Below are 26,710 nucleotides of genomic sequence, written 5' to 3'. Positions count from 1 at the left end.
TGTTTTTTTAAACTAGATTCAATTGCAAAAGAGGGGCTTTCATATTTTCCATAGTACAAAATGATAACCATACTGGAAAGTTCGCTATACATGAAGAGCTGGAGCTCGCTGATTCTTTAATGGCTTTTAGTGGGGGAGATAATTTTCTGCTGAAAAAAGAGTCAGCCTAGTTAAATAGCAAATAATCATAATAAAACAGACGAAGAAACTCTGCTTATCAAAACTGATAAGTTGAGTCTTCGTCTGTTTGTTTAATAACTCCAAGTTTTATTAGGATTTCAAAAATAAGTGGCGTAATCCGCGTTCTTTCTTTTCGCCTTGAATCGGGGCGTTGTCGGTAATTAACAATGCGATCATTACATAACCAATCCAGCTGTCGCGGGAATACAAAACGTATTCTGAAAACCATTTATTGGCATATTTGTCTTTATATTCTTTTAAACCGCCAAAAGAATAAAAACGGGAGCCAAAATTATATACTAGATAGGCGATTCTTTCTTGCGTAAAACTTTTTCGAGAAGTTCCCACGTTGGCCAAAGGAGCCATGCCTAAATCGAAATATTCAAGTCCCATTTCATCGCGCGTGTATTGAAATAAGTTGATGAATAGAAAATCCATCGTACCGCTAGGCGCTCGTTCAGGACTGTGGCGCATCAAATCGATCGTTCCAATCGAATCAGTATAAGTAGGCATGAAATTCGCAAATGCGACAATTTCTTGCTGATCGTTTCTGATTACGGCAATGGGTGCACGTTGTAAATAGTCATTCGAGAAGAAACCGAGGGAAAAGCCCTTTTCTTTCCGTCCATCCAACCATTCATCTGAGATAACTTTTAAAGTGGTCATTGTTTCAGCAGAAAACGGTGGTTTAATAACATCAAACTGGTACCCTGCTTTAAGAACTTTGTTAAAACTAGCACGCTGACCCTTCATTTTTTTTCCGCTTAAGGTAAAATCTGGCAAATGAACGTGAGCTCGTTCGCCAAACTTGATAAAATCATAGCCAAATTCGTGAAGGATCATGACCATCTCTTCGCTATTTTCGTAAAAGACCGGCAAATAATTGTAACGATCAACTTCATTGATCAAAGCTTCCACAGCTGCTTCAAAATCATCCTTTTTTCCTGAAGGGTCACCCATAACTAAGATTTTATTGTTAAAGGTAGATAATTGAAAGAAAACAGTGTCTTCTACGCCATCATTATAGTAAAAAACTTTTTTATCGTTTAAAAAGACAAGTTGGCTATCGGGATTTCCGCCATAAGTAGTTAAAATATGTTGAATCCGTGCTTCGTCGGGGGTCTCACCGATTTGAATTCGCTTATTTTTCAAAAAACGAATCAGCAATAAAATAATGAAAGCTACTACTAAGATAGCGACAAATCCGACGAACCAGATTTTCTCACTAGGAAATAGGAAAAATTCTGGTAGATGATGACGATGATGAATGTTTGGACTGTTGTAAACACCAATAATGATGTATAAAATTGTCAGTCCACCGATAATGATTCCATCAATCGTCAACCACTCAGCCGAGTATACTAATTGCTCGCGAAACAATTCATTTTTAGAGAAAATAACAAAAAGTAGTAACAATGCTAAAAATGTTCCTGTTGAAATTCGAAATCCAGCTAAGATCGAATAGGAAAAGGTTAAGGCCACGATAACAATCGTAGGGATGTAGGCTCGTTTTACACGTGCCGAGATCCCGCGGCCGACCACAATCAATAAGAAGCCAAGCAAAATTGCTGGGAAAACAACGATTACGCGCGAGCGAATCGGATTCAAATGCTGCAGGAATGGCATCCGAATAAAAGCTTCAGGAATTGTTGCCGATAGAACCAACATGATTCCTGTAAAATACAATAGGATCGTCTCCAGTTTATGTGCCAGCTCTTTTAATAGGCTGACGGGAATTCCTTTGTAGCGCATATTGATAGTACTACCGAGACTCTTAAAGAATAAAATCAAACCAATAGCAAAAGGAATTAAGTAATAAAATAAACGAAATAGCAAGAGCCAAGCCACCACAGTTTCTCTCGGAGTTCCTAAGGCGGAGAGACCGATGATCATCATTAAGTCAAAACTACCCAACTCACCAGGAATCATTGAAGCGATCCCAATCACTGTTGCAGCGATAAACAACGGTACGACATCCCGAATACTGACATCGACGCCCATTAAAAGTCCAGTAGAGATAAAGCTGACTAAGACACCGGTCCATTCAAGCAGAGAAGTACCGATTAACTGAAGACGTTGAGAACTTTTCAGATCACCCAAATATTCGCCTTTCCCGAATAAACTCAAAGTAAAAACAATCGGGAAATATAAGCCGCCGCCGATTAGCCAGATCCAATATTGGCGCAGATACTGATTATGATCGTCGAACATCACGAGGAAAAAAGAGATCAGCGCATAAATAGACAGGCCTGACATGGTGAAGACTAAAATTTTCGACAAAGCCTGGACTACTTTTTTACCAGAAGTTTGCTTGCCATAAAATTCTGACCTTAGACCTGCACTGACAAAGCCGCCAAAGCCAGCGATATTATTTAAAGTATTGACTAGCCAGCTAGTTTCAAAAATGTATAGTTTTTTAGGTTTTTGTTCCAAAATATTGTTCAAGGTAAAGTCATAACCGATCATCGGTATGACAGAAACCAAGCCAATCAAAGCCATCAGTAAAATGTTCCAGATGCTAATTTGGCTAAAAATTGTTGAAAGCTGATTAAAAGAGATTGTTTTTGCGATATTAGATAATTCAAAGATAACGATAATAATCACGGAAAGTAAAAAAATCACTTTTAATTTACTTAGATGTGCTTTGAACCATGCAATTACCTTTTCCACCAAAAATCACTCCTTCTCAATTAGAAATTGCAAGACTTCTTGATTGAAACGCTTTGGATTTCTGCGGGCAAACATGTGTCCTTGACCCGAAACGATCGCGAAACTAGCATTAGGAATCGACCTAGCAATATACATAGAATGCTGGGTTTTAATCGAATCATGCTTGCCGACAATTACTAATGTAGGTGCTTGGATTTGTTCCAGATCGGCAGTAGATAAACCAATATCCCTAAAAAGCAGTCGAAGAATTGGTAAAAAGTTCCGCATCCCTGTATCCACAAAAGCTCCGATCCAAACGATAGCGTATTGGACATAACTCAACAGATGAGGGATTGTTCGGACGCCGCTGGGCACGGTGTTGCCGGCATTTAAAATCAAATGGTCAACTTTTTTAGGATAGAGACGGGCAAAAACCATTGCCAAATTAGCGCCATCGCTGAAACCTAAGAAATCAGCATGTTCAAGTTTTTCTTGCTCCATGATGGTCGCAAGATCTGTTGCCATTAATTGAAAGCTCGTTTCTTTTTGGGTATTCGTGGAGCGTCCATGTCCCCGGCTATCGACAACATAAACGTTAAAATGCTTGCTAAAACTGTTTAACTGTTTAGAAAAATATTTTCCGCTGCCGCCATTTCCATGAAGTAAAAAAAGGGCCGGACCTTGGCCGTATTTTTCATAATAAATTTCTGAACCATCACGCATATTTGCGAATTTCTTTTCATTTTTCACAACATCACCTACCAACCATAAGTATACCGATTTTTTCCACTCTTGCACATTAATTTAATTATCAGACGATAGGAAAACTTTAGAATAATTAATTAAATATAAAGCTGTTGATTAATGCTTTCAAAAGTTTGTTAAGTTCTTGTAGTATGAATAAAGAAAAAAAGAAGATGGTTGGGCAGATTTTATGTTGAAGATAATTGGGAAAATTCTAAAAATAATTATTACACTGGCAATTCTCATAGCGCTTATCGCTGGAGGGATTTTTACAGTTCGAACATATAACACTACTAAAATAGTCAATAGTTACCGGAATGACGTGCAACATTTAGCTGAACAAACCGGAGTAGGAGACTACACCGATATCATTTTGGGAATAATGTACACCGAATCCAAAGGAAAAGGGACGGATTTGATGCAAAGCTCCGAAAGTGCCTATGGTAGTCGGGGTAAGATTACGAGTCAGCAAGAGAGCATCGAAAGCGGCGTTAAACATTTTGCTGAAAGTTATCAGCAGGCTCAGGCTGCGGGCTGTGATTTAGAAACCGCAATTCAAGCTTATAATTTTGGAACAAAGTACATTCAATACGTCCAAGAACACGGCGGTAAAAACAGTGTAGAGCTCGCTGAAAAGTACTCGCGTGACGTATTGTCACCAGGCTATGGCAATGACCAACAGCACACGTATCGTTATATGCAGCTGCAGTCGGTTTTATACAATGGCGGTTATTTATATCAAAATGGCGGCAACATGTTTTATGCGGAGATTGTTCAAATGAACCAACGTTTTATTTCCTTCTTTGAAAGGTTTCAACATGCTTAAATTAATGAGCGGAAAACTTGTAATAATAAAGAAATATGCTAAAATGATAACTGTATAAATTTGTCTAAAAAAATCGCGCTGATCGGAAGATGAATTGGGGCGATTTTTTACAGCTGTTATCATATTTTTTGGGAATTGGAGTGAGGATTTTTTGGCGCAAAGAATTCCCCCACAAGTTATTGATGAGATTCGTGAAAAAACAAATATTGTCGAAGTGATTGGGCAGTATGTGCAATTAAAAAAATCCGGCAAAAATTATTTGGGACTTTGTCCATTTCACGAAGAGAAAACACCATCCTTTTCAGTTGCCGAAGATAAACAGATTTTCCACTGTTTTGGTTGCGGCAAAGGAGGTAATGTCTACACGTTTTTGCAGGAACTTGAAGGAATTAGCTTTCCTGAAGCAGTCAAAAAAGTTGCGAATATTGAACAAATTCCTTTAGATATTGAGATTTCAAGTGAACCGGTCAATCAGACATCTACGGATCATCAACAATTGATTGCTTTACATGAACGGACGCGTGATTTGTACCACCATTTATTGATGAATACCAAAGTTGGCGAAGCCGCGTTAACGTATCTTCATGAGCGAGGCTTAAGTGATGAATTAATTCGTGAATTCAAAATTGGTTTTGCACCGAATCAGCGGGATTTCTTGGTTCAGGTAGCTCAGCAAGAAAAAGTCAATACCGATTTGATGGAACGCAGCGGATTATTTATTCGTCGTGACGATGGTAGTTTCAGTGATCGTTTTTACCAGAGGGTAATGTTCCCCTTGAATGATTTTCGAGGCAAGCCAATTGGCTTTTCGGGACGGCTGTTGAAGACGCAAGATTTTCCGGGTGAGGATCAGCCCAAATATTTGAATTCACCAGAAACGGAGTTATTTAATAAACGCCAAGTTCTATTTAACTTTGATAAAGCCCGTAATGAGATTCGCAAGCAAGGTGAAGCTATCTTGTTTGAAGGTTTTATGGATGTGTTGGCGGCCTGGCAGGCAGACATAAAAAATGGTTTGGCTTCAATGGGAACGAGTTTGACGGAGCAGCAGATTTCAGCGATTGAACGGGTAACGGGACAAATTGTGATTGCTTATGATGGAGACGATCCTGGTCAAGCAGCAACTGATCGGGCGCTATCGATTTTAGGTGCTCATAGCCGCTTAAACTTGATGACGGTAACAGTACCGGAAAAACTCGATCCGGATGAATATCTGCGGAAATATGGTGTGACTGAGTTACAAAATTTATTGCAACACGGCCGACAAACACCGTTTGCTTTTAAAATGCATTATCGAAAAAAGGGTTTGAACTTGGAAAATGAAGCAGACCGTTTAAATTATTTAGAAGCGGTCATGCACGATTTAGTTCAAGTGCAGTCGCCGATGGAACAAGATCTATATTTAGGGCAGTTAGCCAATGAGTTTCAGTTGACTCGGGAGAGTTTGAAACAGCAGCTGCAAATGGTCCGGCAGACAATTCGTACCGAACGACGCCAGCAACAAGCACCGGTTTCTCCGGTTTCGGTGCAACCCGTCAAAAAAGTCTTGACCAAAGAAGAGAAAGCGGAACGAATGCTGTTGTATCGAAGTATGAATGAGTCTTCGATTCGTGAACAATTGGTTCAAACGGGATTTCAATTTATCCACGATCAATATCAAGAATTGCTTCTTTACTTAGATAGTTATATGATGGTTCATGGAAATTTTGTTTTAGCGGACTTCCTGAATTATTTAAAAGAGAATGAGATGAAGCAATTAGCCATCGACATCTCTATGATATCCATGTCAGAAGATAGTAATGAGCGAGAAATTTATGACTTAATGCGGGTGGTTTCACAATCTGGCATTGCTGAAGAAATCAAACAACGACAAAAAGAGCAGCTTGAGGCCAGAAAAAGCGGGAACCAACAGCGGGAATTAGAACTGACCGTTCAGATTATCGAATTGACGAAACGCTTGAAACAAGCCTAGAAGTGAAAGGGGCATTTATTTTATGGCAGATGTAAAAAATAAAAAAGAGTACGAAAAAGCGGTAGCAGCCTTAATTAAGGAAAAGAAACCAATGGGTCAAGTGGTGTATGATGAGTTGACCAATCGATTGGCGACTCCGTATGAATTAAATGCTGACGCAATGGATAAATTGATTCAAAAAGTTGAAGACGCGGGTGTCAGCGTAGTCGACGAAAATGGTGAACCTTCTAAGGCGAGTTTGAAACAAAATGAAAAAACAGCAAAAGCTGCGCAAAAAGAAGATTTATCGGCCCCAACTGGTGTCAAAATCAATGATCCGGTTCGTATGTACCTTAAAGAAATCGGCCGTGTGTCATTACTGACTGCGGAAGAAGAAGTTGAACTTGCGCTATTAATCGAACAAGGCGATCAAGAAGCGAAGCAACGGTTGGCTGAAGCAAACTTGCGTTTAGTAGTAAGTATCGCTAAGCGTTATGTTGGTCGAGGTATGCAATTTCTTGATTTGATTCAAGAAGGAAATATGGGTTTGATGAAAGCCGTTGAAAAATTTGATTACCGGAAAGGTTTTAAATTCTCAACTTATGCGACTTGGTGGATCCGCCAAGCCATCACTCGTGCGATCGCAGACCAAGCTCGGACAATCCGTATCCCAGTTCACATGGTTGAAACGATTAATAAATTGATTCGCGTTCAACGTCAATTATTGCAAGATTTAGGACGGGAACCAACTCCGGAAGAAATTGGTGCGGAAATGGACTTGCCAACCGAAAAAGTTCGTGAAATTTTAAAAATCGCGCAAGAGCCAGTCTCATTGGAAACACCGATTGGTGAAGAAGATGATTCCCACTTAGGTGATTTCATTGAGGATCATGGAGCAACTAGCCCAGCAGAACATGCAGCGTCTGAAATGTTGAAGGAACAATTGGAAGATGTTTTGGATACCTTGACTGATCGTGAAGAAAATGTTTTGCGTCTACGTTTTGGTTTAGATGATGGTAGAACACGTACGTTAGAAGAAGTGGGCCGTGTCTTTGGTGTTACGCGTGAACGGATTCGACAAATTGAAGCCAAGGCATTGCGGAAATTACGTCACCCTTCACGTTCAAAACAATTAAAAGATTTCTTAGAATAGCCTCTTTAAACTCTTTGAGAGATTTCTCAAAGAGTTTTTTTACTGTTCTGATTGAAAATACAGAAGATCTAAGTGCTTAGCAGAAATGCCGCCTGTTTTTTTCGAAAACACTCCTGCTAATCGCTAGTTGTTAAGAGCTTTTCCTAGATAAAAGCCTTTAAAAACAAGAAAAATCCATTGGAATTGAAATTTATTATTTTTGATTAATTCATTCGAAAATTGCTTGGAACATCCCCAAACATATGATAGATTAAAGCATACGATTGAAAAAAAGGAGCCGATTTCATTGCAAAAATGCCCCAACTGTGGTTTTGAGCCAGTCGAAGGATATGCGACTTGTCCGAAGTGTGGCTTTTCCTTACAGTTAAATGATCAAAACAATGAAGATAAAAACGATACAATCGAATGGTCTGAATTAGCTGAATTGCCAATTGAATCTGTCCAAAAGATGTTTAAAGAAAACGAGGATAAGCTGAAAGAAGCGGATGAAAAAGCAACGGTCGAAGAACCGATTGAAATGAATCCGATTTTGGCACAGTATATTCGTGAGCATAAAGAAGGTTTCGTTGCCTCAGATAATGATAAAAGTGAAATGGAAGTTGACGAAGAAAAATTTGACAGTGCTAAAAAACCGGATACGGATAGCCCGGTAGAAGTTGAAGCGTCAGAAATTTCAACGGCTGAATCGAAGTTGCCAACAGAAGAAAAAGATTCTAGTGAGTCAGAAGTCACAACAGAATCAGAGACCCTTGAAACAGCAGAGTCAGAAGCAGTCGAATCTGAGGAAAAATTTTCTACTACAACTGAAAAAGAAGCCATTACTGAAACGCCAACCGAATCCGAGGAGCCAGTAGAAGTAGAACCGGCGAAAGGTGAAGAATCAGAACAAACAGTAGAACCAGAAGTCACAGCAGAACCAGAGGCGCTCGAAACACCAGAGCCAGAAATGCTCAAATCTGAGGAAGAACTTTCTACTGCAACTGAAGAAGTAGAAATAGCAGCTGCTACTGAGACGCCCGCTGAATCTGAGGAGCCAGTAGAAGATATAAAATCCGAGAAAACTGCAGAGCCAGAAACACTAACTGATGCTGACGGAAATCTTTCCGTAAAAGATTCGGACACTTCCACAAAAACACCAAAGAAAAGTCGAAAAAAACGCTATATCACTTTAGCAGCACTGGCGGTTTTAGGAATTGGCGGAGGCTACTACTATCATCATGAAAAAGAAGTAGAAGCGCAGCGAATTGCAACAGTTAAAAAGGAAAATAAAGCGCTTGATTCAATTGCCGCCGATATTGCAAGTTATTATACCAATAAAGATCAGACCTTTTTAGTGGCGGATAAGGTCAATCAGGATCCTAGTAGTATTTCGGAAGAACTGGCTCAATATAAGGATAACAAGCGGTATGATGAGTTAAAAAGAGAATACGACTCGCTCACAGATAAGCAAAAAGCTGAACAAGCGGTTAATCAATTATTCGCTAATCCGGTGATTAATGGCGAGAAACTTGCTGAAAAGCCGTTACTTAAAGTAGCAGAACCTGTTAATACAACCGTCAATACTGATGATCAAGCCTTTAATAATTTATTGAATCAGGCAATCGATCTTGCAAAAGATCAATATAGTAAGGTCGAAGCAGCTAAAAAAGCGGCGGACAGTCTATTGAAGGATGGCAAGGTAATTGATTCTGTCAGTCGTGATCAATATAATGCGGCTAATAATGCAGTCAAAGCAGTGGCGAATCAAGCCTTAGTTCAATCTCAAAAGGATGAATTGACAAAAGTCGATCAAATGTTAAAAGATAAAGAGAAAAAAGCGGCTGATGAGAAAGCTGCAGCAGAGAAAGCCGCCAAAGAAAAGGCAGCTCAAGAAGCTCAAAAAAAAGCTGACACCGACACTAGTCAAGCCGGAGATACAAGCAGTGATGCTTATGCTTGGGCTCCTGGAGTCAAAGAGAAGGTGATTCAGACTTGTATCTCACGAGGCTACATCGTTGAAGGCGGTTATAGTCTGGAACCAGTAAAAATTGAAAACGGTGAAGGATACTACAATCTGTACGCCACTTCGAACCGAGCGTCGTTAACGAAAGGTTATTCGAATTCTGATTTACCGATGTATTTAGTTACAATCAACTGCAAAACTGGCTGGTTCAAAGGAAATGGACCAAATTAAAATAAAAAATAGGGCTGGGGAGGAATATCTTCCCAGCTTTACTGCTTGTTTTTTAGATTAAGCTCAACCCAAAGATATGTTTAATGTCTTTATTATGATGTGTTAGGAGAAAATGGAATGAATGAATTATTAGGTCAAGTATTTACCGGATTAATCATTGATGAAAATGATACGATGTATTTAGTCCAAAAGAATGGAGTAACTTTTCAGTTACTTAAAGATGCAGCAGAACCGCATGAAATCGGGGAATCTATCGAAGGTTTTGCCTATGTGAATCAAAAGAAAGCTGCCATGTTCACAACTACTATCCCGCAAGTTCGAATCGGTCATTATGCCTTTGGTGAGGTAACGGATGTTCGCCGTGATTTAGGTGTATTTGTAAATATCGGTCTACCGGATAAAGATTTAGTTGTTTCGCTGGACGAAATGCCAACGATGAAGGAGCTATGGCCTAAAAAAGGTGATCGTTTAATGATTAGTCTGCGGGTCGATGACAAGGATCGGATGTGGGGCGTTTTAGCAGATGAAGCGATTTTCCACTCACTGAGTCGTGCCGGGAATGCTGAAATGCAAAATGAAAATAAAAAAGGAACAATCTATCGTTTAAAAGTCGTGGGTTCGTACTTGCTGACAGAAGATTTCTATCTAGGTTTTGTCCATCCGGATGAACGCTATCAAGAACCGCGTTTAGGTGAAGTTGTAGAGGCGCGAGTAATTGGTGTTCGTCCTGATGGGGTCTTGAATATGTCATTGAAACCCCGCAGTTATGAAATGATCAATGATGATGCGGCGATGATTTTGACGTTATTGCAACGCAATTCTGAACATAGTCTGCCATATTGGGATAAATCGGCTCCTGAAGAAATTAAAGAAGCTTTTGGAATCAGTAAAGGTCAGTTTAAACGGGCAATCGGTCATTTGTTAAAAGAAAAATTGATTGAGCAATCAGAAGGACAGATTCGTTTAAAAAGCTAATTGAGAATGTTCTTGCATAAATATAGTGGATAAACTATAATAATTCTAAGAAAAACAGCGGTTTTCTATCCTGTTGTTTATAATAATTCTAAAATAGAAAAGGGAGGGTTTCTTTGAACGCAATCCTAGCCTTACAAAAAACCAAAAAACAACTTCATGATTCTGGCTTCAAATTAACTCCTCAGCGTGAAGCAACGGTTCTCGTTTTGTTGGAAAATGAAAAGGATCATTTGTCCGCTGAAGAAATATACTTTCTAGTTAAGAAAAAAAGTCCAGAAATTGGTTTAGCAACTGTCTACCGGACCTTGGAAATTTTGACTGAGTTGCACATCGTTAACAAAATTAGTTTTGATGACGGGTTGGCTCGCTATGATCTTCGAAAAGAGGGGGCAGAGCATTTTCACCATCATTTACTTTGTCTTGAATGCGGCAATATTGAAGAGATTGAAGAAGATCTTTTAGGAGAAGTTGAACGCGTGGTAGAATCTCGCTATCATTTTTTAGTGAAGGATCATCGCTTGACCTTTCATGGAATTTGTCAAACTTGTCAAGCAAAAAAAGAAGCATAAAGTTACAAGCTAAAAATGAATTAAGTTATAATGAAATTATAACGTCCCTTGTAAAGATACGTGCTATCATTTCAAGGGACTTTTTGTTATGATAAAGCGAAAGTGGTGAAAAAATGGATGAACAAATAACAGAATATCTGCATTATTTATCAGTTGAACGTGGACTTTCGGAAAATACGCGGACTAGTTATCAAAGGGACTTGCAGCAATACTTGTCATTTTTGCAAGAGCAGGGAATTAGCGAATGGCAAGCCGTGGATCGCTATACCGTGGTGGCTTTCTTAGCCCAATTGACTGAAGCTGGGAAGGCCTCTACTACAATCACGCGAATGATTTCCAGTCTTCGTCGCTTTCATCAATTTTTGCGTCAAGAGCGTTATACGGATCATGACCCGATGCAGCATATTGACAGCCCGAAAAAAGCGCAAAAACTTCCTCAGACCCTTTCGCTAGCTGAAGTTGAACGGCTAATTGCCACTCCTGATACGACGACCGATCTAGGAATTCGAGATCGTGCGATTCTTGAGGTGATGTATGCAACGGGGCTGCGGGTCAGTGAGTTGATTGGCTTGAAACTTGGGGATATTCATTTAGAGATGGGTCTTTTACAGACTGTTGGGAAAGGCGACAAAGAGCGAATCGTTCCCTTGGGGGATTATGCGATTCATTGGCTGGAGCGTTATTTATCAGAAGTTCGTCCTTTACTAACTAAAAAGACTCCTAATGAAACATTTCTCTTTGTAAACAACCATGGTCACGGACTGAGCCGCCAAGGAATCTGGAAAAATCTGAAGCAGTATGTCATCAAAGCAGAGATCACTAAAGATGTGACGCCGCATACTTTACGCCATAGTTTTGCCACGCATCTATTGGAAAATGGGGCTGATTTGCGGACGGTTCAAGAGCTGTTAGGTCACGCGGATATCTCGACAACCCAGATTTATACCCACATTACCAAACGGCGTATGACAGAAGTCTATAAAGAATTTTTCCCACGGGCTTGAAGGAGGAAAGAAAATGCTTACTCAATATCGAACGAATCAACGAAAAATCGCGATGGGGCTGTTAAGCTTTCATGATAATTTGAAAGACCAACGACATCTTTTAAAGGAAATTGATACATATGAAGCAGATGATCGCTATCAGCTTTTTTGCTACTACGATAAGGACTCTGAAAACGTTCAGGGAGTCATCGGTATCAGCGAATTAGATGATCAAGAGATCGTTTTGCATGATATCAGTTTAAATCCTTCTTATCGTGGCGAAGGAGTCAGTATTATGATGATGAATGAGTTGCAAGAAGTCTATCCCGAACGGAAAATCATCGGTACACCAGCGACTTCACCTTTTTTAGCAAAATGGCAGGAGCGTAAGTAAAAGTAAGATGGAAACCATTAATTTAAAATTAGATGTTTTTGAAGGGCCGCTAGATCTGCTACTGCATTTGATCCAACAGCTTGAAATTGATATTTATGATATTCCGATTGCGGAAGTGACTGAACAATATATGAATTTTATCCATACAATGAAGACTTTGGAATTGGAGTTGGCGGGTGAATATCTTGTCATGGCGGCAACGTTGATGTCAATAAAAAGTCAGCTACTTTTACCTAAACCAGAAGTGACCTTTGACTATGCGGATGAAGAAGGCGAGGATCCGCGGGAAGCGTTGGTTCAGCAGTTGTTAGAATATCGCAAATATAAATATGCAGCAACTGTCCTATCAGAGAAGGAACAGGAAAGAAGTTTATTTTATACTAAGACACCGATGGATCTCTCAGAATTTGAAGACGAAATCCTACCGCTGCCGAAAAATCAGTTGAATACGATTGATCTTTTTTTGGCGCTACACGATGTCTTGCAACGAAAGAAGAAAAGTCAGCCGCTGAAAACGACCGTTTTATCTGAAGCAATCACAGTTGAACAAAAAGTCAATGAGATTGGTCAGCGTTTAGCCCAATTGTCTAAGGAGGATGGTCTGCCATTAGAGGCCTTTTTTGTAGAGTATACGAAAGATGAGCTGATTACTACTTTCATGGCGCTGTTGGAATTAATGAAAAAAGGGCAGGCAGTGGCGACACAAGCAGAAACCTATGCGCCAATCTTGATTTTTAAAGGAGCCAATCAATGAACGAGTTAAGTCAAATCGAAGCGATGCTTTTTGTGGTAGGTGAAGAAGGAATTGGGCTGGAAGAGCTGGCTTTTACTTTGAAACGTTCAACGTCAGAAATCTATCAAAATATCATTGATTTGAAAAAAAAGTATGAAGAAGATGAGACGGTAGCATTGACTATTTTAGAGGTAGGCAATCATTTTGTACTGACGACTAAAAAGGAATTTGCACCGTTACTAAAAGAGTTTGCTCGCTCGCCAATGGCTAATCGTCTGAGTCAAGCGGCATTGGAGGCATTGTCGATTATTGCTTACAAACAGCCTGTGACTCGTTCGGAGATTGATGAACTACGGGGCGTGCAGTCAAGTGGAGCAGTTCAAACGTTAGTTGCCCGACAACTGATTGAGGAAAAGGGTCGCGTAGACGGACCAGGTCGCGCGATTTTATATGGAACCAGTGAGTATTTCATGGATTATTTTGGCTTGAAGGACATAAAAGAGTTACCAGATGTTCAACAAATGGAAGAAGATTTAGCGGATGAGGATGAACCTTTGGATTTATTTTATGACCGCTTTAAAGAAGAGGATGAAAAATAATGGAGAGATTACAAAAAGTTATCGCCCACGCAGGAATTGCATCTCGTCGTAAAGCCGAAGACTACATTACTGGTGGTCGGGTTAAAGTCAATGGCGAAGTAGTTAAAGAGCTAGGGACCAAAGTTGGGAAGAAAGATATCGTTGAAGTCGATGGTGTGCCGATTTACCAAGAAGAACCGGTTTATTATTTATTTTACAAACCGCGTGGAGTAATCTCCGCGGTTACGGATGATAAGTCTCGCAAAGTTGTGACTGATTATTTTGCGGCAGTACCGGAACGGATTTATCCAGTTGGCCGTTTGGACTATGATACATCTGGTATTTTACTTTTGACCAATGACGGTGATTTTTCACAACGTCTAGCTCATCCAAAGCACCAAATTGATAAAGTTTATGTGGCAAAAGTCAAAGGTTTCGCAGAAAAGAGAACGCTCCTACCTTTAACAAAAGGAATTAGGATTGAAGGGAAGAAAACCGCACCCGCCCGTTTTGAGATTCTTTCCACCGATAAAAAGGCTGGAACGAGTATCATTGAGCTGACGATTCACGAAGGTCGTAATCATCAAGTCAAAAATATGCTGGCAGCAGTTGGTTTACCAGTTCAAAAATTGAAACGGGAACGTTATGGCGATTTGACCTTACAAGGGTTACGTCCAGGTGAATTTCGTCGGTTGAATACAAAAGAGATCAATAGTTTGTTGAACCAATCGAAATAATTAAAATCATTTACTTGTATTTTGATAGTAAAGTTGCTATAGTAAGAGTACAAAAAAATAATTAAGGTTCGTCTTCAGGGGCAGGGTGAAAATCCCGACCGGCGGTGATAGTCCGCGAACTGCGCAAGCAGCCGAATCGGTGCAATTCCGATACCGACAGTACAGTCTGGATAAAGAAGATAGAGCTTATTTGAGTAATTCTGTATTCAAGTAACTCTATGCTTTTTCTGAAGCATAGAGTTTTTTGTTTGCACTCGTTTACTCAAATAGTTCGATGAAGATGATTCCGAAATGGAGGATTTCAGATGAAGAACTTAAGATTACAAAAAATGACAGCAGTAGCAGTGGCAGCAGCAATGGGATTGATTTTGCAATTTATTGCTTTTCCAATCGTTCCGATGTTTCCTTTCCTAAAGTTAGACTTTAGTGATATTCCGGTTTTGATTAACATGTTTATCTTTGGTCCGCTGACCGGGATTGCAACTGCGTTTATTCGTTCCTTATTACATTTAACGATGACTGGCTTTTCCTTTGATAATATGATTGGTGACGTTGCCAGTTTCTTTGCCTCAACGTTGTACACGTTGCCGATTTTTCTGCTATTTAGAGAAAAGACCCAAGCAAAACGGATTATGGGTTTGGGCTTAGGAATCTTAGCAATGACGCTCTTTATGAGTATCGCCAATTACTTTGTCATTACACCGCTTTACTTGAAGGCGTTCGGTCTGACCGCTGGACAAATGTTAGGCATGGGTTTAGGCCGTTACATTTTAGTGGGAATCGTCCCATTCAATCTACTTAAAGGAACAATTGTCAGTGTAGTCTTTTTAGTTCTACATGCTAAATTGCTTCCATGGTTGTCGAAAAAGACGCTGACTTCACAGCATCATTCGATATAAATGACTAAAGCAAAAAATCTCAGACAAAAACGTCTGAGATTTTTTTAATTGATGTATGTTATTATGAATCCTGATATAAGATGGCGTGGGCAGGACAGCGTTTGGCAGCCTGAATGACCGCAGCTTGCTGTGGTTCAGGGATAAATTCATGGGTGGCTTCCGACTCGCCTACAAAAAGTACTAAGCCATCGTTTGTATAATCAAAAATTTCTGGCGCGATCGTTTGGCATAAACCGCAAGCGATACAGCGCTCAGGGACAATTTCGCATTTCATTTTATTCACCTTCCACAGGAGCGTTTACTATGACTTTTTTTATTTTAACGTTATTTCAGACGGGCTACAAGTTAAGAATCTCTACCTTACATCATTTATTGACCGGTAAACGGACAAGTTCAGTTTTGTTGCATGGTTTTTTCTATAAAAATCTAGCTTATTTGGGTGCTTTGCCTGATTTAACGGCGGCTGTTTTTCAAAAAGCGATACAAGAATTAGCTCAAAAAGAGTTGATCGTTATTGAAGAAGGCTTTGGTTGCTTGACCGCGCAAGGGGCTGAGTATTTAGCGCGTCAAAGGATTGATTTGCAAGGGATCAATAATTTACGCTACGGCCGCATGCGTGAGGAGGTTTGGCAATTGTTACTTTTCGCTGTGCAAGTAGTGAGTCAACTATCTTTCAGTGAAAAGAATTATTTGCCAATCGAGAATCGGCCGTATTATTTACAGTTGATAAAAACTTGGTTGGCTCACTCTGATCCGGGACTAACGGAGCGTTTTCCTGAAGAACTAGTCCAGATTTTCAGTCAGCTGCCAACTGAAGTGGCCAATTTTTTGGCAAATCAATTCTCAGGCTATCATCAGCAGGGGAAAACAACGTTTCAGTTATTACCGGAAAACTTTCGTGTAGAGCCGTGGGACCAGCTGTATCGTCAGCGTGCGATTGATCTTTTTTTGGCGCAAATAAAAGAGGGGGAGTTAAGCCGCTTATTAGCCCCTTTGGATCAGCAGAATCTTAATCAAAGTATGCTAAAAACCAGAGAATACTTTTTAGCAGATAAGACGATTGAAGAAATATTAAGGTTACGTCATTTAAAACCGGGCACAATCAATGATCATTTTATTGAATGGGCCTTATTAGATGAAGCTTTTCCTTTTGATCATTTTAAACGAGTTGATTTTGCGGGATTAACCGAAGCGCAAGTAATTGGTTTACACTATCAAGACTATTCAGTGTCCTATTTAAATTTTCGCTTATCACAAATCTATTATCTGAGGGAACAGCCATGGAATTGAAACGTGTTTTAAAAGAAAAATTTGATTATGATCAATTTCGTCCGGGTCAACAGGAGATCATTGAAACCATTTTAGCAGGAAAATCAGTCTTAGGAATGTTGCCAACGGGAACGGGAAAATCTTTGTGCTACCAATTGCCGGGCTATTTGTTGGAAGGAACAGTTGTTATTATCTCTCCGCTGATTTCGCTAATGGAGGACCAAGTGAGTCAATTGCAACGCCTAGGCGAAAAAAAAGCAGTAGCACTGAATAGTCTGCTTTCAAACTGGGAAAAACAATGGCTGTTAAATGAAGCACATAAGTACAAATTTATTTTTATGAGTCCTGAAATGTTTCTGAGTCCTGCAGTTCAAAAAAAATTGAAATCGATGAAATTGGCTTTGGTGGTCGTGGATGAGGCTCACTGCATTTCGCAATGGGGGATTGATTTTCGCCCGGAATATTTGAAGCTGTCAGAGGGAATCCAGGCGATTGGGGCTTCACTAGTTTTAGCCCTCACTGCAACAGCGACCCAAAATGTCCGCAGCGATATTCAAAAGTTGCTGTTTAGCAATCAACCGGCACAAGAATACATTTATTCCGTTGATCGTCCCAATATTCGTTATTTTGTCTATCAAACAGACAAAGCACAAAAACTTCAGAAATTGGTTGCCTCGCTAGCAGGGTCTGGAATTATCTATTGTGCCACTAGAAAGAAAGTTGAAGAGTTATACCAAACCTTTAAAGGGCACCAAGCGATTGCTTATTATCATGGCGGTCTCAGCGGGCAAGAACGGCGAATGTTGCAGCAACAATTTTTATCAGGGAAGTTACGGATTTTAATCGCGACTAATGCCTTTGGAATGGGAATTAATAAAGAAGATATTCGTTTTGTGATTCATTATGACTTGCCGGATTCGCCTGAAAATTATTTGCAAGAAGTCGGACGTGCCGGAAGAGATGGCCGTCCCAGCCAAGCGATTTTATTGTATGAAACTGGCGATGAGTACATCCATCACTTTCTTCAAGAACAAACAAATCAGTCAAAAAAACTATTTGAAATCAAACAAAAAATGAGCGATCTAGTCTTTGAGGATCCTTTAATTAAGAAATGGGAACAATTTTTCCCTAAAGAGAGTGAAGCATTAGTCACTTTATTGAATCAGCGCGCGACAACCAAGAAACAGCAGTTGCAAAAAATGCTAGATTATATTGCTAGCACAACTTGTCGACGCGATTTTTTAGTTGCTTATTTTGATGAGACGCTCACCGCAAAAAATCCTGACTGCTGTGATAATGATGGTGCTACGCTCACCCTGAAAAATTTGGAGCAACAACAGCTGGAGCAACAACTAGGCTGGAAAAAAATTATTCAAAAAATTTTTAAAAATACTGAGAAAGATTGAAAATCGACACCACACTTTCAAGAGCTATGGTATAATACATGGCGATAGCATTTAGGAGGTTAGAGAAATTGAGTAGAAAAGATCGCTATAATGATACGAACAATGAACCGTGGGATCAACATATTTATGAATCTGATGGTGAAGAAGAAACTTATTCACGCAGCCAATCTCGTCGTAGTGGCGGAGGAGGAAACAAAGGCGGCGGAAACACTAAATTTTTGACGATTCTGGTCGCGTTATTGTTAGCCCTTATTTTGATTCCAGCTGGTGCCTTTTTCTGGATTACTCGCGGAAATGACAAACCAGCGGCCTCTCCTGAGAGTACCACGCAAGTTTCAAAAGTATCTTCGACAGAAAAATCAAGTACTAAAGAAAGCAGCACCGAAGAATCTACAGCATCAACGGATACAGCTGATCAACAAGCAGCCCAAGAAGCTGCTCAAGCAGCGTCTGAGTCTCAAGCCCAAGCGCAAGCAGCAGCAGAATCGCAAGCGGCAGCAGAAGCAGCAGCTTCTCAGTCAGCGGCAGCAGCAGCCCAACAAACAACGCCAAGCTCAAGCTCGCAAGATGATGCAAATGCTCAGTATGGGACAGTTCAAGCGGGTGAAGGGCCACAACAAATCGCGGGACGTTATGGCTTAAGTGTTGATGAATTCTTAAAACTTAATGGTATGGATAGAAGTAACTTCTATTTTGATCCCGGCCAAGAAGTCCGTATTAAATAAGTTGAATATCCTGCCGTAATCGAATTCGATTACGGCTTATTTATTGAAAAGAGGCAGAGTATGGAAAAGATTTCAATTGCAATTGATGGTCCAGCATCGTCAGGGAAAAGTACCGTAGCAAAAATTTTAGCAAACGATTTTCATTTTATTTATGTTGATACCGGTGCGATGTATCGGGCAATTACTTTTTTAGCGATCAAACATCACGTCGCTTTTTCGGATGAATTGGCTTTGGCAGAGTTGACAAAAAAATATCCCATCACTTTTAAACAGTCGCGGCAAGGTCAACTAGTTTTTGCGGATGATGAAGAAATTACCCAAGCGATTCGTCAAACGGATGTGACCGCAGCCGTTTCAGAAGTCTCAGCTCATAGTGCCGTGCGAGAGGAACTTGTTGAGGCACAGCGTCAGTTGGCCAAGGCCGGCGGAATCGTGATGGACGGACGTGATATTGGCACGACTGTCTTGCCGCAAGCAGAGGTAAAGATTTTTCTAGTAGCAAGTGTTGAAGAACGAGCACAACGACGTTACAAGGAAAACAAAGAAAAAGGCATCCAAATGGATTTTGAGTCTATCAAGGAAGCCATCGCTAAACGTGATTATTTAGATTCACATCGGGAGGTTTCACCACTTGTTCAAGCGGCGGATGCTGAGCGGGTCGATACGACTGGAATGTCAATTGATCAAGTAGTAACGAAAATTAAAGAGGTCATCACTTCAAAAGGTTTCTAATTTATCGATAAAAAGTAAAAATAAAGCGAATATCTGGCGATTTTTTAGAAAAAAAGAAGAAATCGCTTTATTTTTCATGTGGATTATTCTAAAATAGAAGATGTAGTGTATTTTACGCAGAATTGGTGGCAAGGAGGACAAACGACATGACAGATTTAGAACAAAATTCGATGGAAAACGAAAATGTATCCATGGAAGCAGCAATGGAAAGTGTGAATGAAGTTCAAGTTGGCGATATTGTTAAGGGTGAGGTGCTTGCCTTAGAAGATAAACAAGTTATCGTTGGGATTGAAGGTGCAGGGGTAGAAGGTGTTGTTCCTGCGAAAGAACTTTCAACATTACCTGTTGAAGATATCAATGAAGAAGTCAAGGTTGGCGATATTCTTGATTTGGTCGTTATTTCTTCTATTGGAAAAGACAAAGAAAACGGAAGTTATCTTTTGTCTAAACGCCGTCTAGACGCGAAAAAAGTTTGGGAAGATATTGAAAAAGAATTCAAAGACGGAAAAATTATCGAAGCACCAGTAACTAGCAGCGTTAAAGGTGGGCTAGTCGTTGATGTAGGTGTACGTGGCTTTGTTCCGGCATCCATGATCGATGATCATTTTGTTGATGATTTTTCAGCCTATACTGGAAAAACACTGAAATTCAAAATTATTGAAATCGAACCTTCAGAGAATCGTTTGATTTTATCTCATAAAGCAGTGGTTGAAGCTGAAAAAGCTGAGAAGAAAAAAGAAATTTTAGCCGACTTATACGAAGGTCAAGTAATCAAAGGTCAAGTTGCGCGTTTAACTGACTTTGGTGCATTCATTGATCTTGGCGGGATTGATGGTTTAGTTCATGTTTCAGAGATTTCACACAGTCATGTGGCAAAACCAGCCGACGTATTAAGTGTCGGTGACGAAGTAGAAGTTCAAGTTCTTTCTGTAGATCCTGAAAAAGAACGGATTTCATTATCAATTAAAGCAAACTTGCCTGGACCTTGGACAGATATCGAAGAAAAAGCGGCACCGGGATCGGTCCTTGAAGGAACGGTTAAACGTTTAACGAGCTTTGGTGCGTTTGTTGAAATTTTCCCAGGAGTCGAAGGATTAGTACACATTTCGCAAATTTCACACAAACATATTGCAACACCGCATGAAGTTTTGCATGAAGGTGATCAAGTCCAAGTGAAAGTTTTAGAAGTGCATCCTGAAGATCATCGTGTTGCTCTTTCAATCAAAGCTTTGGAAGAAAAACCTGAAGAAGCAAAAGAAGAGCCTGCTGAAGAAGAACATTATGAATTACCAGAAGAAAATACTGGTTTTACAATGGGCGATATCTTAGGTGAGGCCTTGAAAGACACTGATTCAGAAGAATAGAAATAGATATTTTAGGGCAGGCCAGTTTATCGGCGTGCCCTTTTTATTAATTTAACAGATGAAAAGGTCTCCTTCTCTTGCAAGAAGGAGTTTTCTTCGTTAAACTAAGGAGAATTTGAAAAAATGTGGTTGTTCGTTCTTTTCAAGGCTATTTGAAGAAAACGAGCAATTTTCGAATCTTAAATAAAAGTTTGCAAGAATCTGCCAATCGCCATTCGGAATTCTCGACTTAAACATCGAGGCTGGGGCAGTTACATAGTGAACATCAACCTTATTTTTCACTTGAGAAAAATAAATACATTAAAAGGAACGAGGATGCCAGTCCAACTGTCAGCAAAGGAACTGGAAATAAACAGAATTTACTAGTTGGATGGTATACGGAGTGAAGCTCAACCTTATTTTTCGCTTGAGAAAAATAAATACATTAAAAGGAACGAGGAGTTAAGTTATGTCAAATCCTACAATTGCTATTGTTGGTCGTCCAAATGTGGGCAAATCAACATTGTTTAACCGGATCGCTGGAGAACGTATTTCGATTGTCGAAGATACCCCAGGGGTTACGCGGGACCGAATCTATGCCAAAGGTGAATGGTTGGGTCATGAATTCTCAATCATTGATACCGGCGGAATTGATATCGGTGATGAACCGTTTATGGAGCAAATTAAGCAGCAAGCCCAAATCGCGATTGATGAAGCCGATGTCATTTTACTGGTGGCAAGTGGTAAAGAAGGCGTGACGGATGCAGATGAAGCGGTAGCGAAGATTTTATACCGCAGTAAAAAACCAGTCATTCTAATGGTCAATAAAGTCGATAATCCAGAGATGCGTAATGATATTTATGAATTTTATGCATTAGGTTTGGGTGAACCGTATCCTGTTTCAGGAAGTCATGGACTAGGGTTAGGGGATGTTCTGGATGAAGCAGTTAAAAATTTCCCAACCGATAACGAAGATGAAGAAGATGAAACAATCAAATTTAGTTTGATTGGCCGTCCTAACGTAGGTAAATCTTCTCTGATCAATGCGATTTTAGGTGAAGATCGCGTAATCGTCTCGGATATCGAAGGAACAACTCGCGATGCGATCGATACCAAATTTGTTGGTGAAAGTGGACAAGAATTTACGATGATCGATACTGCAGGAATGCGTAAACGAGGAAAAGTCTACGAAAATACGGAAAAATATTCCGTTATGCGAGCAATGCGGGCCATTGATCGTTCAGATGTTGTGCTAGTTGTTTTAAATGGTGAAGAAGGGATTCGGGAACAAGACAAACGAATCGCCGGTTATGCCCATGAAGCAGGTCGCGGTGTGATTATCGTTGTTAATAAATGGGACTTGGTTAAAAAGGATACAAACACCATGAAGGAGTTTGAAGAAGAGATTCGCGAAGAATTTGCTTATTTGGATTACGCCCCAATCGTTTTTGTTTCCGCAGTGACGAAACAACGGTTAAACAAGATCCCGAACATGATTGAAGAAGTCAGCATGAATCAAAACTTGCGGATTCCATCTTCAGTCTTAAATGATGTGATTATGGATGCGGTGGCAATTAATCCAACACCAACGGATAAAGGCAAGCGTCTGAAGATTTTTTATGCGACTCAGGTTGCAGTAAAACCGCCAACCTTTGTAGTATTTGTGAATGAGGAAGAATTGATGCATTTCTCATATGCACGCTTTTTAGAAAACCAAATTCGGAAAGCTTTTGAATTCGAAGGAACACCGATAAAAATAATTCCTCGCAGAAGAAAATAGGTATTTTAACACACTTTTATTTTAGTGACAACTGATTTTATTGAATGCTAAAACAACCATGAATTTTAACTGATAACCCGCTAAAAACCTTGCTAACATAAGGTTCTTGTGCTATCGTTATAAAAGAATATTGACCAAATCAATATTTCTTTGCTGATGACTGGACCACTCAGTTATCGGTTGGTGTTTAAGCATCAATACTCATTTCTCAGGAGGTGAATTCATTCATGGCAAACAAAGCAGAATTGATCGAAAAAGTTGCAGCAGCTACTGACTTAACTAAGAAAGACGCTACCGCTGCTGTCGACGCTGTATTTTCAACTATCCAAGACGCATTAGCTGAAGGTGAAAAAGTTCAGTTGATCGGCTTCGGTAACTTTGAAGTACGTGAGCGTGCGGCCCGTAAAGGACGTAACCCACAAACTGGTGAAGAAATCGAAATTCCAGCAAGCAAAGTACCTGCATTCAAACCAGGGAAAGCTTTAAAAGACGCAGTTAAATAATTGCAACAGTAAACCCGTTGTGGCTTTCGAGCTGCGACGGGTTTATTTGTGACTAAAAATTGACAAGTGGAGAAAAGGGGGCAGAAGTTTTAACGAGCTTGCTGCCTTAATTTATTATAAATAGTAATAAAATTGTTCGCCGTTGTAACAACTCCCCGTTTTTTGCGAGTTTATAACTTAATTTTCAATTTACGAAAGGCTTTCCATCAGCTAAAATAAAATAGAGAGTAAAATGGAAAAGCAGAAAGTAGGTGGTGCAATGGCAAAGGAGCGACTATTTTATGTCGAAAGAAACGATTCCTGGCATTCTTATGAATTTCTTGCTCAAAGACAGAACGATCCTAAGTGGCGTGCGGCCTTTTTAGCAGCGGAAACTTTGTTGGAACAGGAAGATCATAAGCGAAAACGCCGTAATTTTATAATATTGGTTGTATCACTTCCGGTGGTCTTGTTAGCAGTCCTAGTTGGATTATATTTTTATGGTTCTTCTGATGATGAGGCTATTCCAAAACGGGAGATCAGTTTGAACGATACAACCACAGTGTCAACGGAGTCCTCTGGAACAGCCGAAACAACTGTCGATACAGAGAGTGTCGGACAAGTTTTACTGACACCGTGGGGGGAGCAGGTGACTGTCTTGCGTATCTTGTCTAACGGTGAACGTGTCATTAAAGAAAGTTACTCGCCCTCCGATTTAAACAATGACGGGGTACTGACTTTTGAGGAACTCTCTCAAGTGGAAGAAGCCGCCAATCACGGTCAACAAAATCAGCAAGTACCTCAGCAAGAAAATAATCAGCAACAAGCACCACAACCAAGTCAGTCGGATAGTCAAATACCGCAAACTAGTCACCCAGAAGAACAGACTCAAATGACAACAGTGGGTCAATCTGACAATGCACAGGAGCGCTCGTTGACCGAACATCAAGATTCTGATCAGTGAATGAAATTGGCTGATTTCTTCTGCCAGTAGTTGTTTAATTTCTAATTTTTAGTCTTTCTATTAAGAATAAAGTAATAAAATGTCTAACGGCCTTTCGCAGATTTGTTGCGGGAGGTTTTTTTGTAGTATAAAATAAAAGAAACGGGGTGAGAATAGTGGAAGTGACTTATCGCAACAAACAAAATGAGACCAAAGTCATTTATGGGGAAACGGTCGCTTCAATGATGCGGAAAAAGGATTTGGAAAATAAACAGATTCTTTTTTGCGGCAATCAGCGCTACTATGATTTATATGCGGAAAAATTGCGGCAGTTTATCCCTGAGACAAGTACTCATGAATGGTTTATCACACCGAATAACCGCTATTGCAACACGATGGATACTTTTCAGGAATTGATTCATTTTATTGATCGGTTTAATCGGTCGCAAGAGACTCTTTTCTTGGGGATTGGCAATGAAGGTGTGATTGAATTATTAGGCTTCACACATCATGTCACGAATTTTCAAGCGGAGTTGTGTTTTCTGCCAGTCTCACTGCGATCCTTCGCCCAGAGCCTCTCTTTTTCAGCTCAAATCGTTTCAGCTAAAACCTTGACGACGGTTATGGAAGTTGACGAGACTCCTCAGAGTATTTTGTTTGATCATACCTTAGCTGATCGGCAAACAACTGGGAAAATGGTCGATCTCTTGACGTTGATTCGTTGCGGAATCGTTTGCGACTACCCATTTTTGCAAAGTCTGTACGTAAATTTTCCAACGCGAGAAGCACTGTTGCAACATTCTTTTGCGGCTTTTAGCGAGACTCTGATTAATTATTATCAGACAAAAAGTGAGCAGTTGCGAGATTTCGGTAAAACGTTTGAGAAGGCCTTTTTTCAAACCGAGAATGGTTCCTTATTATCAAATAGTATGAAGGCGATGTTTGGCTTGCTATTTGAACTAGCTTGGAATGTTAAAACAAGCAATCTTCATTTCAATTTCAAAAATTTTATGATATGGTTGGTGCGATTGGGCTTCCCCATTGTCATGCCCGCGGATATTTCATTGGCTGACTATGGTCAGCAGGTGATTCTTTTGGCAGAAGAACGGCCACTGACAGAATTGCGCCAAATCGGTGAGACTGGCATGAAGAAGGTTCCAAGCCAAAAAGAATTACTGCAAACATTTGAAGCGTATCAAAAAATCGTAACAGAGATCAGAGGAGAATAAATGTCAAGTTATAGTGAAAAAATGCTGGCCGCTTTGAAGGCTGAGGATTTAACAGAAGCAAATTTAATGTTTGAAGAAGCGCTAAAAAAAGACGAGTCAGAAATGCTGGCTAGTTTAGCGGAGGAATTGAAGGGATTAGGCTTTTTAGAGGAAGCAAAGCGGATTTTAGAAAAACTGGTGGCTGATTTTCCAGCTGAAGACGTATTTTATCTTTCATTAGCAGAGATTGCGATTGAAGATGATGATATTGACGGTGCCTTTGAATATTTAGAAAAAATTGATCCAGCGAGTGAAAGTTATTTAGAGAGCTTGCTAATCACCGCCGACTTGTATCAAGTTTTAGGGATTCCTGAAGTAAGTGAAGCCAAATTATTACAAGCGAAAACATTGGCGCCAGAAGAACCACTGATTACCTTTGCGTTAGCAGAACTGCATTTTTCGAATAATCAATTAGGTGAGGCAATCAATGAGTACAGTCAGCTACAAAAAGACGGAATTGATGAAATTGCCACTATCTCCATCGATGAACGGATTGGTTCTGCTTATAGTATGTTGGGAGGTTTTGAAGAAGCGCTTCCTTTCTTAGAACGGTCTTTGGAAAAAGAACATACTTCCGATCGGTTGTTCCAATTAGGTTTTACTTATTACCAGCTGCATGATCATCAAAAGGCGATTAATTATTTGCAAGAAGTCATTACGCTTGATCCAGAATATCAAAGTGGCTACTACTACTTGGCTGATAGTCTGAAGGAAGAGGAACTTTTAGAAGAGGCCTTACAAACTGCTGAGGCAGGAATCAAAGAAAATCCTTATCAAGTCGAATTGCTACATTTGGCTTCAGAAATTGCGTATCGCTTGCGAGACAGTCAGAAGGCAGAAGAACTATTGTTACAAGCACTTGAAACAGGTGATAAGACAGATGAAACGTTATTAACTTTGAGTAACCTCTATCTAAATGAGGACAAGCCAGACAAGGCGATTGAAATGATTAGCCAGATGGATGAAGAGGGCAATCCTTATGCTGCTTGGAATTTGGCTCAGGCCTATAATGAATTAGAAGATTTTGATGCGGCGCGGACGTATTACAAACAAGCTTATGAAGACTTGGCACATGAGCCGGATTTCTTAAAAGCATATGGTCTATTTTTAAGAGAAGACGGTCAATTAGAAATGGCGCGGACTGTTTTAACAAATTATTTACAGCAGGAACCGGGGGACTTGGAAGTACAATCCTTACTAGAAGAGTAGAGAGGTGAG

At 40.0% G+C, this 26,710-nt stretch carries 25 protein-coding genes and 1 riboswitch; of the genes, 22 read left to right on the top strand and 3 right to left on the bottom strand.

Going from position 1 to position 26,710, the window contains the following annotated elements; genetic code table 11:
• Positions 1-270: 270 nt before the first annotated feature.
• Together mprF and EP1_RS10705 are read right to left on the bottom strand one after the other, a co-directional pair.
• Complete coding sequence (mprF, locus tag EP1_RS10710) at positions 271-2,853, bottom strand: bifunctional lysylphosphatidylglycerol flippase/synthetase MprF (RefSeq protein ID WP_067627232.1); 2,583 nt, start codon at positions 2,851-2,853, stop codon at positions 271-273.
• A 3-nt stretch (positions 2,854-2,856) separates the two neighbouring features.
• Positions 2,857-3,579: an alpha/beta fold hydrolase gene (locus EP1_RS10705; RefSeq protein ID WP_067627238.1), complete on the bottom strand. Its 723-nt coding sequence runs from the start codon at positions 3,577-3,579 to the stop codon at positions 2,857-2,859.
• 184 nt (positions 3,580-3,763) lie between these two features.
• On the opposite strand from EP1_RS10705, the gene EP1_RS10700 reads away from it, so the two are divergent.
• From EP1_RS10700 to EP1_RS10645, 12 genes are all read left to right on the top strand, one after another.
• Positions 3,764-4,399 (top strand): lysozyme family protein, encoded by a 636-nt coding sequence (locus EP1_RS10700; protein WP_067627230.1) that lies wholly within the window; start codon positions 3,764-3,766, stop codon positions 4,397-4,399.
• Positions 4,400-4,550: 151 nt separating this feature from the next.
• Positions 4,551-6,371 (top strand): DNA primase, encoded by a 1,821-nt coding sequence (dnaG, locus tag EP1_RS10695; protein ID WP_067627228.1) that lies wholly within the window; start codon positions 4,551-4,553, stop codon positions 6,369-6,371.
• Between the two features lie 22 nt (positions 6,372-6,393).
• Positions 6,394-7,503, top strand: coding sequence for an RNA polymerase sigma factor RpoD (gene rpoD / locus EP1_RS10690; RefSeq protein WP_067627226.1), 1,110 nt, complete (start codon positions 6,394-6,396; stop codon positions 7,501-7,503).
• 286 nt (positions 7,504-7,789) lie between these two features.
• The gene (locus EP1_RS10685; protein ID WP_067627224.1) at positions 7,790-9,676 is read left to right on the top strand and encodes a cell division site-positioning protein MapZ family protein; all 1,887 of its coding nucleotides are present in this window, start codon (positions 7,790-7,792) and stop codon (positions 9,674-9,676) included.
• Positions 9,677-9,793: 117 nt separating this feature from the next.
• Positions 9,794-10,651, top strand: coding sequence for a CvfB family protein (locus tag EP1_RS10680; RefSeq protein ID WP_067627222.1), 858 nt, complete (start codon positions 9,794-9,796; stop codon positions 10,649-10,651).
• A 113-nt stretch (positions 10,652-10,764) separates the two neighbouring features.
• Positions 10,765-11,220 carry a ferric iron uptake transcriptional regulator gene (gene fur, locus EP1_RS10675; protein ID WP_067627220.1) on the top strand — a complete coding sequence of 152 codons (456 nt, stop codon included), beginning with the start codon at positions 10,765-10,767 and terminating at the stop codon, positions 11,218-11,220.
• 113 nt (positions 11,221-11,333) lie between these two features.
• Entirely contained in the window at positions 11,334-12,224 is an 891-nt protein-coding gene (gene xerD, locus EP1_RS10670; RefSeq protein ID WP_067627218.1) for a site-specific tyrosine recombinase XerD, read from the top strand.
• A 13-nt stretch (positions 12,225-12,237) separates the two neighbouring features.
• Positions 12,238-12,597, top strand: coding sequence for a GNAT family N-acetyltransferase (locus tag EP1_RS10665; RefSeq protein WP_067627216.1), 360 nt, complete (start codon positions 12,238-12,240; stop codon positions 12,595-12,597).
• A 7-nt stretch (positions 12,598-12,604) separates the two neighbouring features.
• Positions 12,605-13,351 carry a segregation/condensation protein A gene (locus tag EP1_RS10660; protein ID WP_067627214.1) on the top strand — a complete coding sequence of 249 codons (747 nt, stop codon included), beginning with the start codon at positions 12,605-12,607 and terminating at the stop codon, positions 13,349-13,351.
• Positions 13,348-13,929 carry an SMC-Scp complex subunit ScpB gene (scpB, locus tag EP1_RS10655; RefSeq protein WP_067627212.1) on the top strand — a complete coding sequence of 194 codons (582 nt, stop codon included), beginning with the start codon at positions 13,348-13,350 and terminating at the stop codon, positions 13,927-13,929. The genes EP1_RS10660 and scpB overlap by 4 nt, the downstream gene beginning before the upstream one ends.
• On the top strand, positions 13,929-14,645 hold the full coding sequence (locus EP1_RS10650; RefSeq protein WP_067627209.1) for a pseudouridine synthase: 717 nt from the start codon (positions 13,929-13,931) through the stop codon (positions 14,643-14,645). The genes scpB and EP1_RS10650 overlap by 1 nt, the downstream gene beginning before the upstream one ends.
• A gap of 66 nt (positions 14,646-14,711) precedes the next feature.
• A riboswitch (FMN riboswitch) is annotated at positions 14,712-14,830 on the top strand.
• A gap of 120 nt (positions 14,831-14,950) precedes the next feature.
• Positions 14,951-15,544: an ECF transporter S component gene (locus tag EP1_RS10645; protein ID WP_067627206.1), complete on the top strand. Its 594-nt coding sequence runs from the start codon at positions 14,951-14,953 to the stop codon at positions 15,542-15,544.
• Between the two features lie 61 nt (positions 15,545-15,605).
• Here the strand turns inward: EP1_RS10645 and EP1_RS10640 are convergent, their stop codons facing one another.
• On the bottom strand, positions 15,606-15,818 hold the full coding sequence (locus tag EP1_RS10640; RefSeq protein ID WP_067627204.1) for a ferredoxin: 213 nt from the start codon (positions 15,816-15,818) through the stop codon (positions 15,606-15,608).
• A gap of 29 nt (positions 15,819-15,847) precedes the next feature.
• On the opposite strand from EP1_RS10640, the gene EP1_RS10635 reads away from it, so the two are divergent.
• The 10 genes from EP1_RS10635 (at position 15,848) to EP1_RS10590 (ending at position 26,701) form a co-directional block, all read left to right on the top strand.
• Positions 15,848-16,834 carry a helix-turn-helix domain-containing protein gene (locus tag EP1_RS10635; protein WP_067627202.1) on the top strand — a complete coding sequence of 329 codons (987 nt, stop codon included), beginning with the start codon at positions 15,848-15,850 and terminating at the stop codon, positions 16,832-16,834.
• Positions 16,825-18,219: a RecQ family ATP-dependent DNA helicase gene (locus EP1_RS10630; RefSeq protein WP_067627200.1), complete on the top strand. Its 1,395-nt coding sequence runs from the start codon at positions 16,825-16,827 to the stop codon at positions 18,217-18,219. The genes EP1_RS10635 and EP1_RS10630 overlap by 10 nt, the downstream gene beginning before the upstream one ends.
• 68 nt (positions 18,220-18,287) lie before the next feature.
• Positions 18,288-18,944 (top strand): LysM peptidoglycan-binding domain-containing protein, encoded by a 657-nt coding sequence (locus tag EP1_RS10625; protein WP_067627197.1) that lies wholly within the window; start codon positions 18,288-18,290, stop codon positions 18,942-18,944.
• A 60-nt stretch (positions 18,945-19,004) separates the two neighbouring features.
• A complete protein-coding gene (gene cmk, locus EP1_RS10620; RefSeq protein ID WP_067627195.1) occupies positions 19,005-19,676 on the top strand; it encodes a (d)CMP kinase in 672 nt (223 codons plus the stop codon).
• Between the two features lie 146 nt (positions 19,677-19,822).
• Positions 19,823-21,040: a 30S ribosomal protein S1 gene (rpsA, locus tag EP1_RS10615; protein ID WP_067627193.1), complete on the top strand. Its 1,218-nt coding sequence runs from the start codon at positions 19,823-19,825 to the stop codon at positions 21,038-21,040.
• Between the two features lie 448 nt (positions 21,041-21,488).
• Complete coding sequence (der, locus tag EP1_RS10610) at positions 21,489-22,799, top strand: ribosome biogenesis GTPase Der (RefSeq protein ID WP_067627190.1); 1,311 nt, start codon at positions 21,489-21,491, stop codon at positions 22,797-22,799.
• A 227-nt stretch (positions 22,800-23,026) separates the two neighbouring features.
• On the top strand, positions 23,027-23,302 hold the full coding sequence (gene hbs / locus EP1_RS10605) for a non-specific DNA-binding protein Hbs (RefSeq protein WP_010744623.1): 276 nt from the start codon (positions 23,027-23,029) through the stop codon (positions 23,300-23,302).
• Positions 23,303-23,534: 232 nt separating this feature from the next.
• On the top strand, positions 23,535-24,245 hold the full coding sequence (locus tag EP1_RS10600; protein WP_245630605.1) for a hypothetical protein: 711 nt from the start codon (positions 23,535-23,537) through the stop codon (positions 24,243-24,245).
• Between the two features lie 155 nt (positions 24,246-24,400).
• Complete coding sequence (locus EP1_RS10595) at positions 24,401-25,453, top strand: hypothetical protein (RefSeq protein ID WP_067627188.1); 1,053 nt, start codon at positions 24,401-24,403, stop codon at positions 25,451-25,453.
• Positions 25,454-26,701 (top strand): tetratricopeptide repeat protein, encoded by a 1,248-nt coding sequence (locus tag EP1_RS10590; RefSeq protein WP_067627185.1) that lies wholly within the window; start codon positions 25,454-25,456, stop codon positions 26,699-26,701.
• The last annotated feature ends 9 nt before the right edge of the window (positions 26,702-26,710 follow it).

The organism is Enterococcus pseudoavium NBRC 100491, from assembly GCF_001544295.1.
Taxonomy (GTDB): Bacteria; Bacillota; Bacilli; order Lactobacillales; family Enterococcaceae; genus Enterococcus_A; species Enterococcus_A pseudoavium.
Note: the sequence above shows the minus strand (reverse complement) of the source record. Positions and strands in the feature narration are given on the sequence as shown.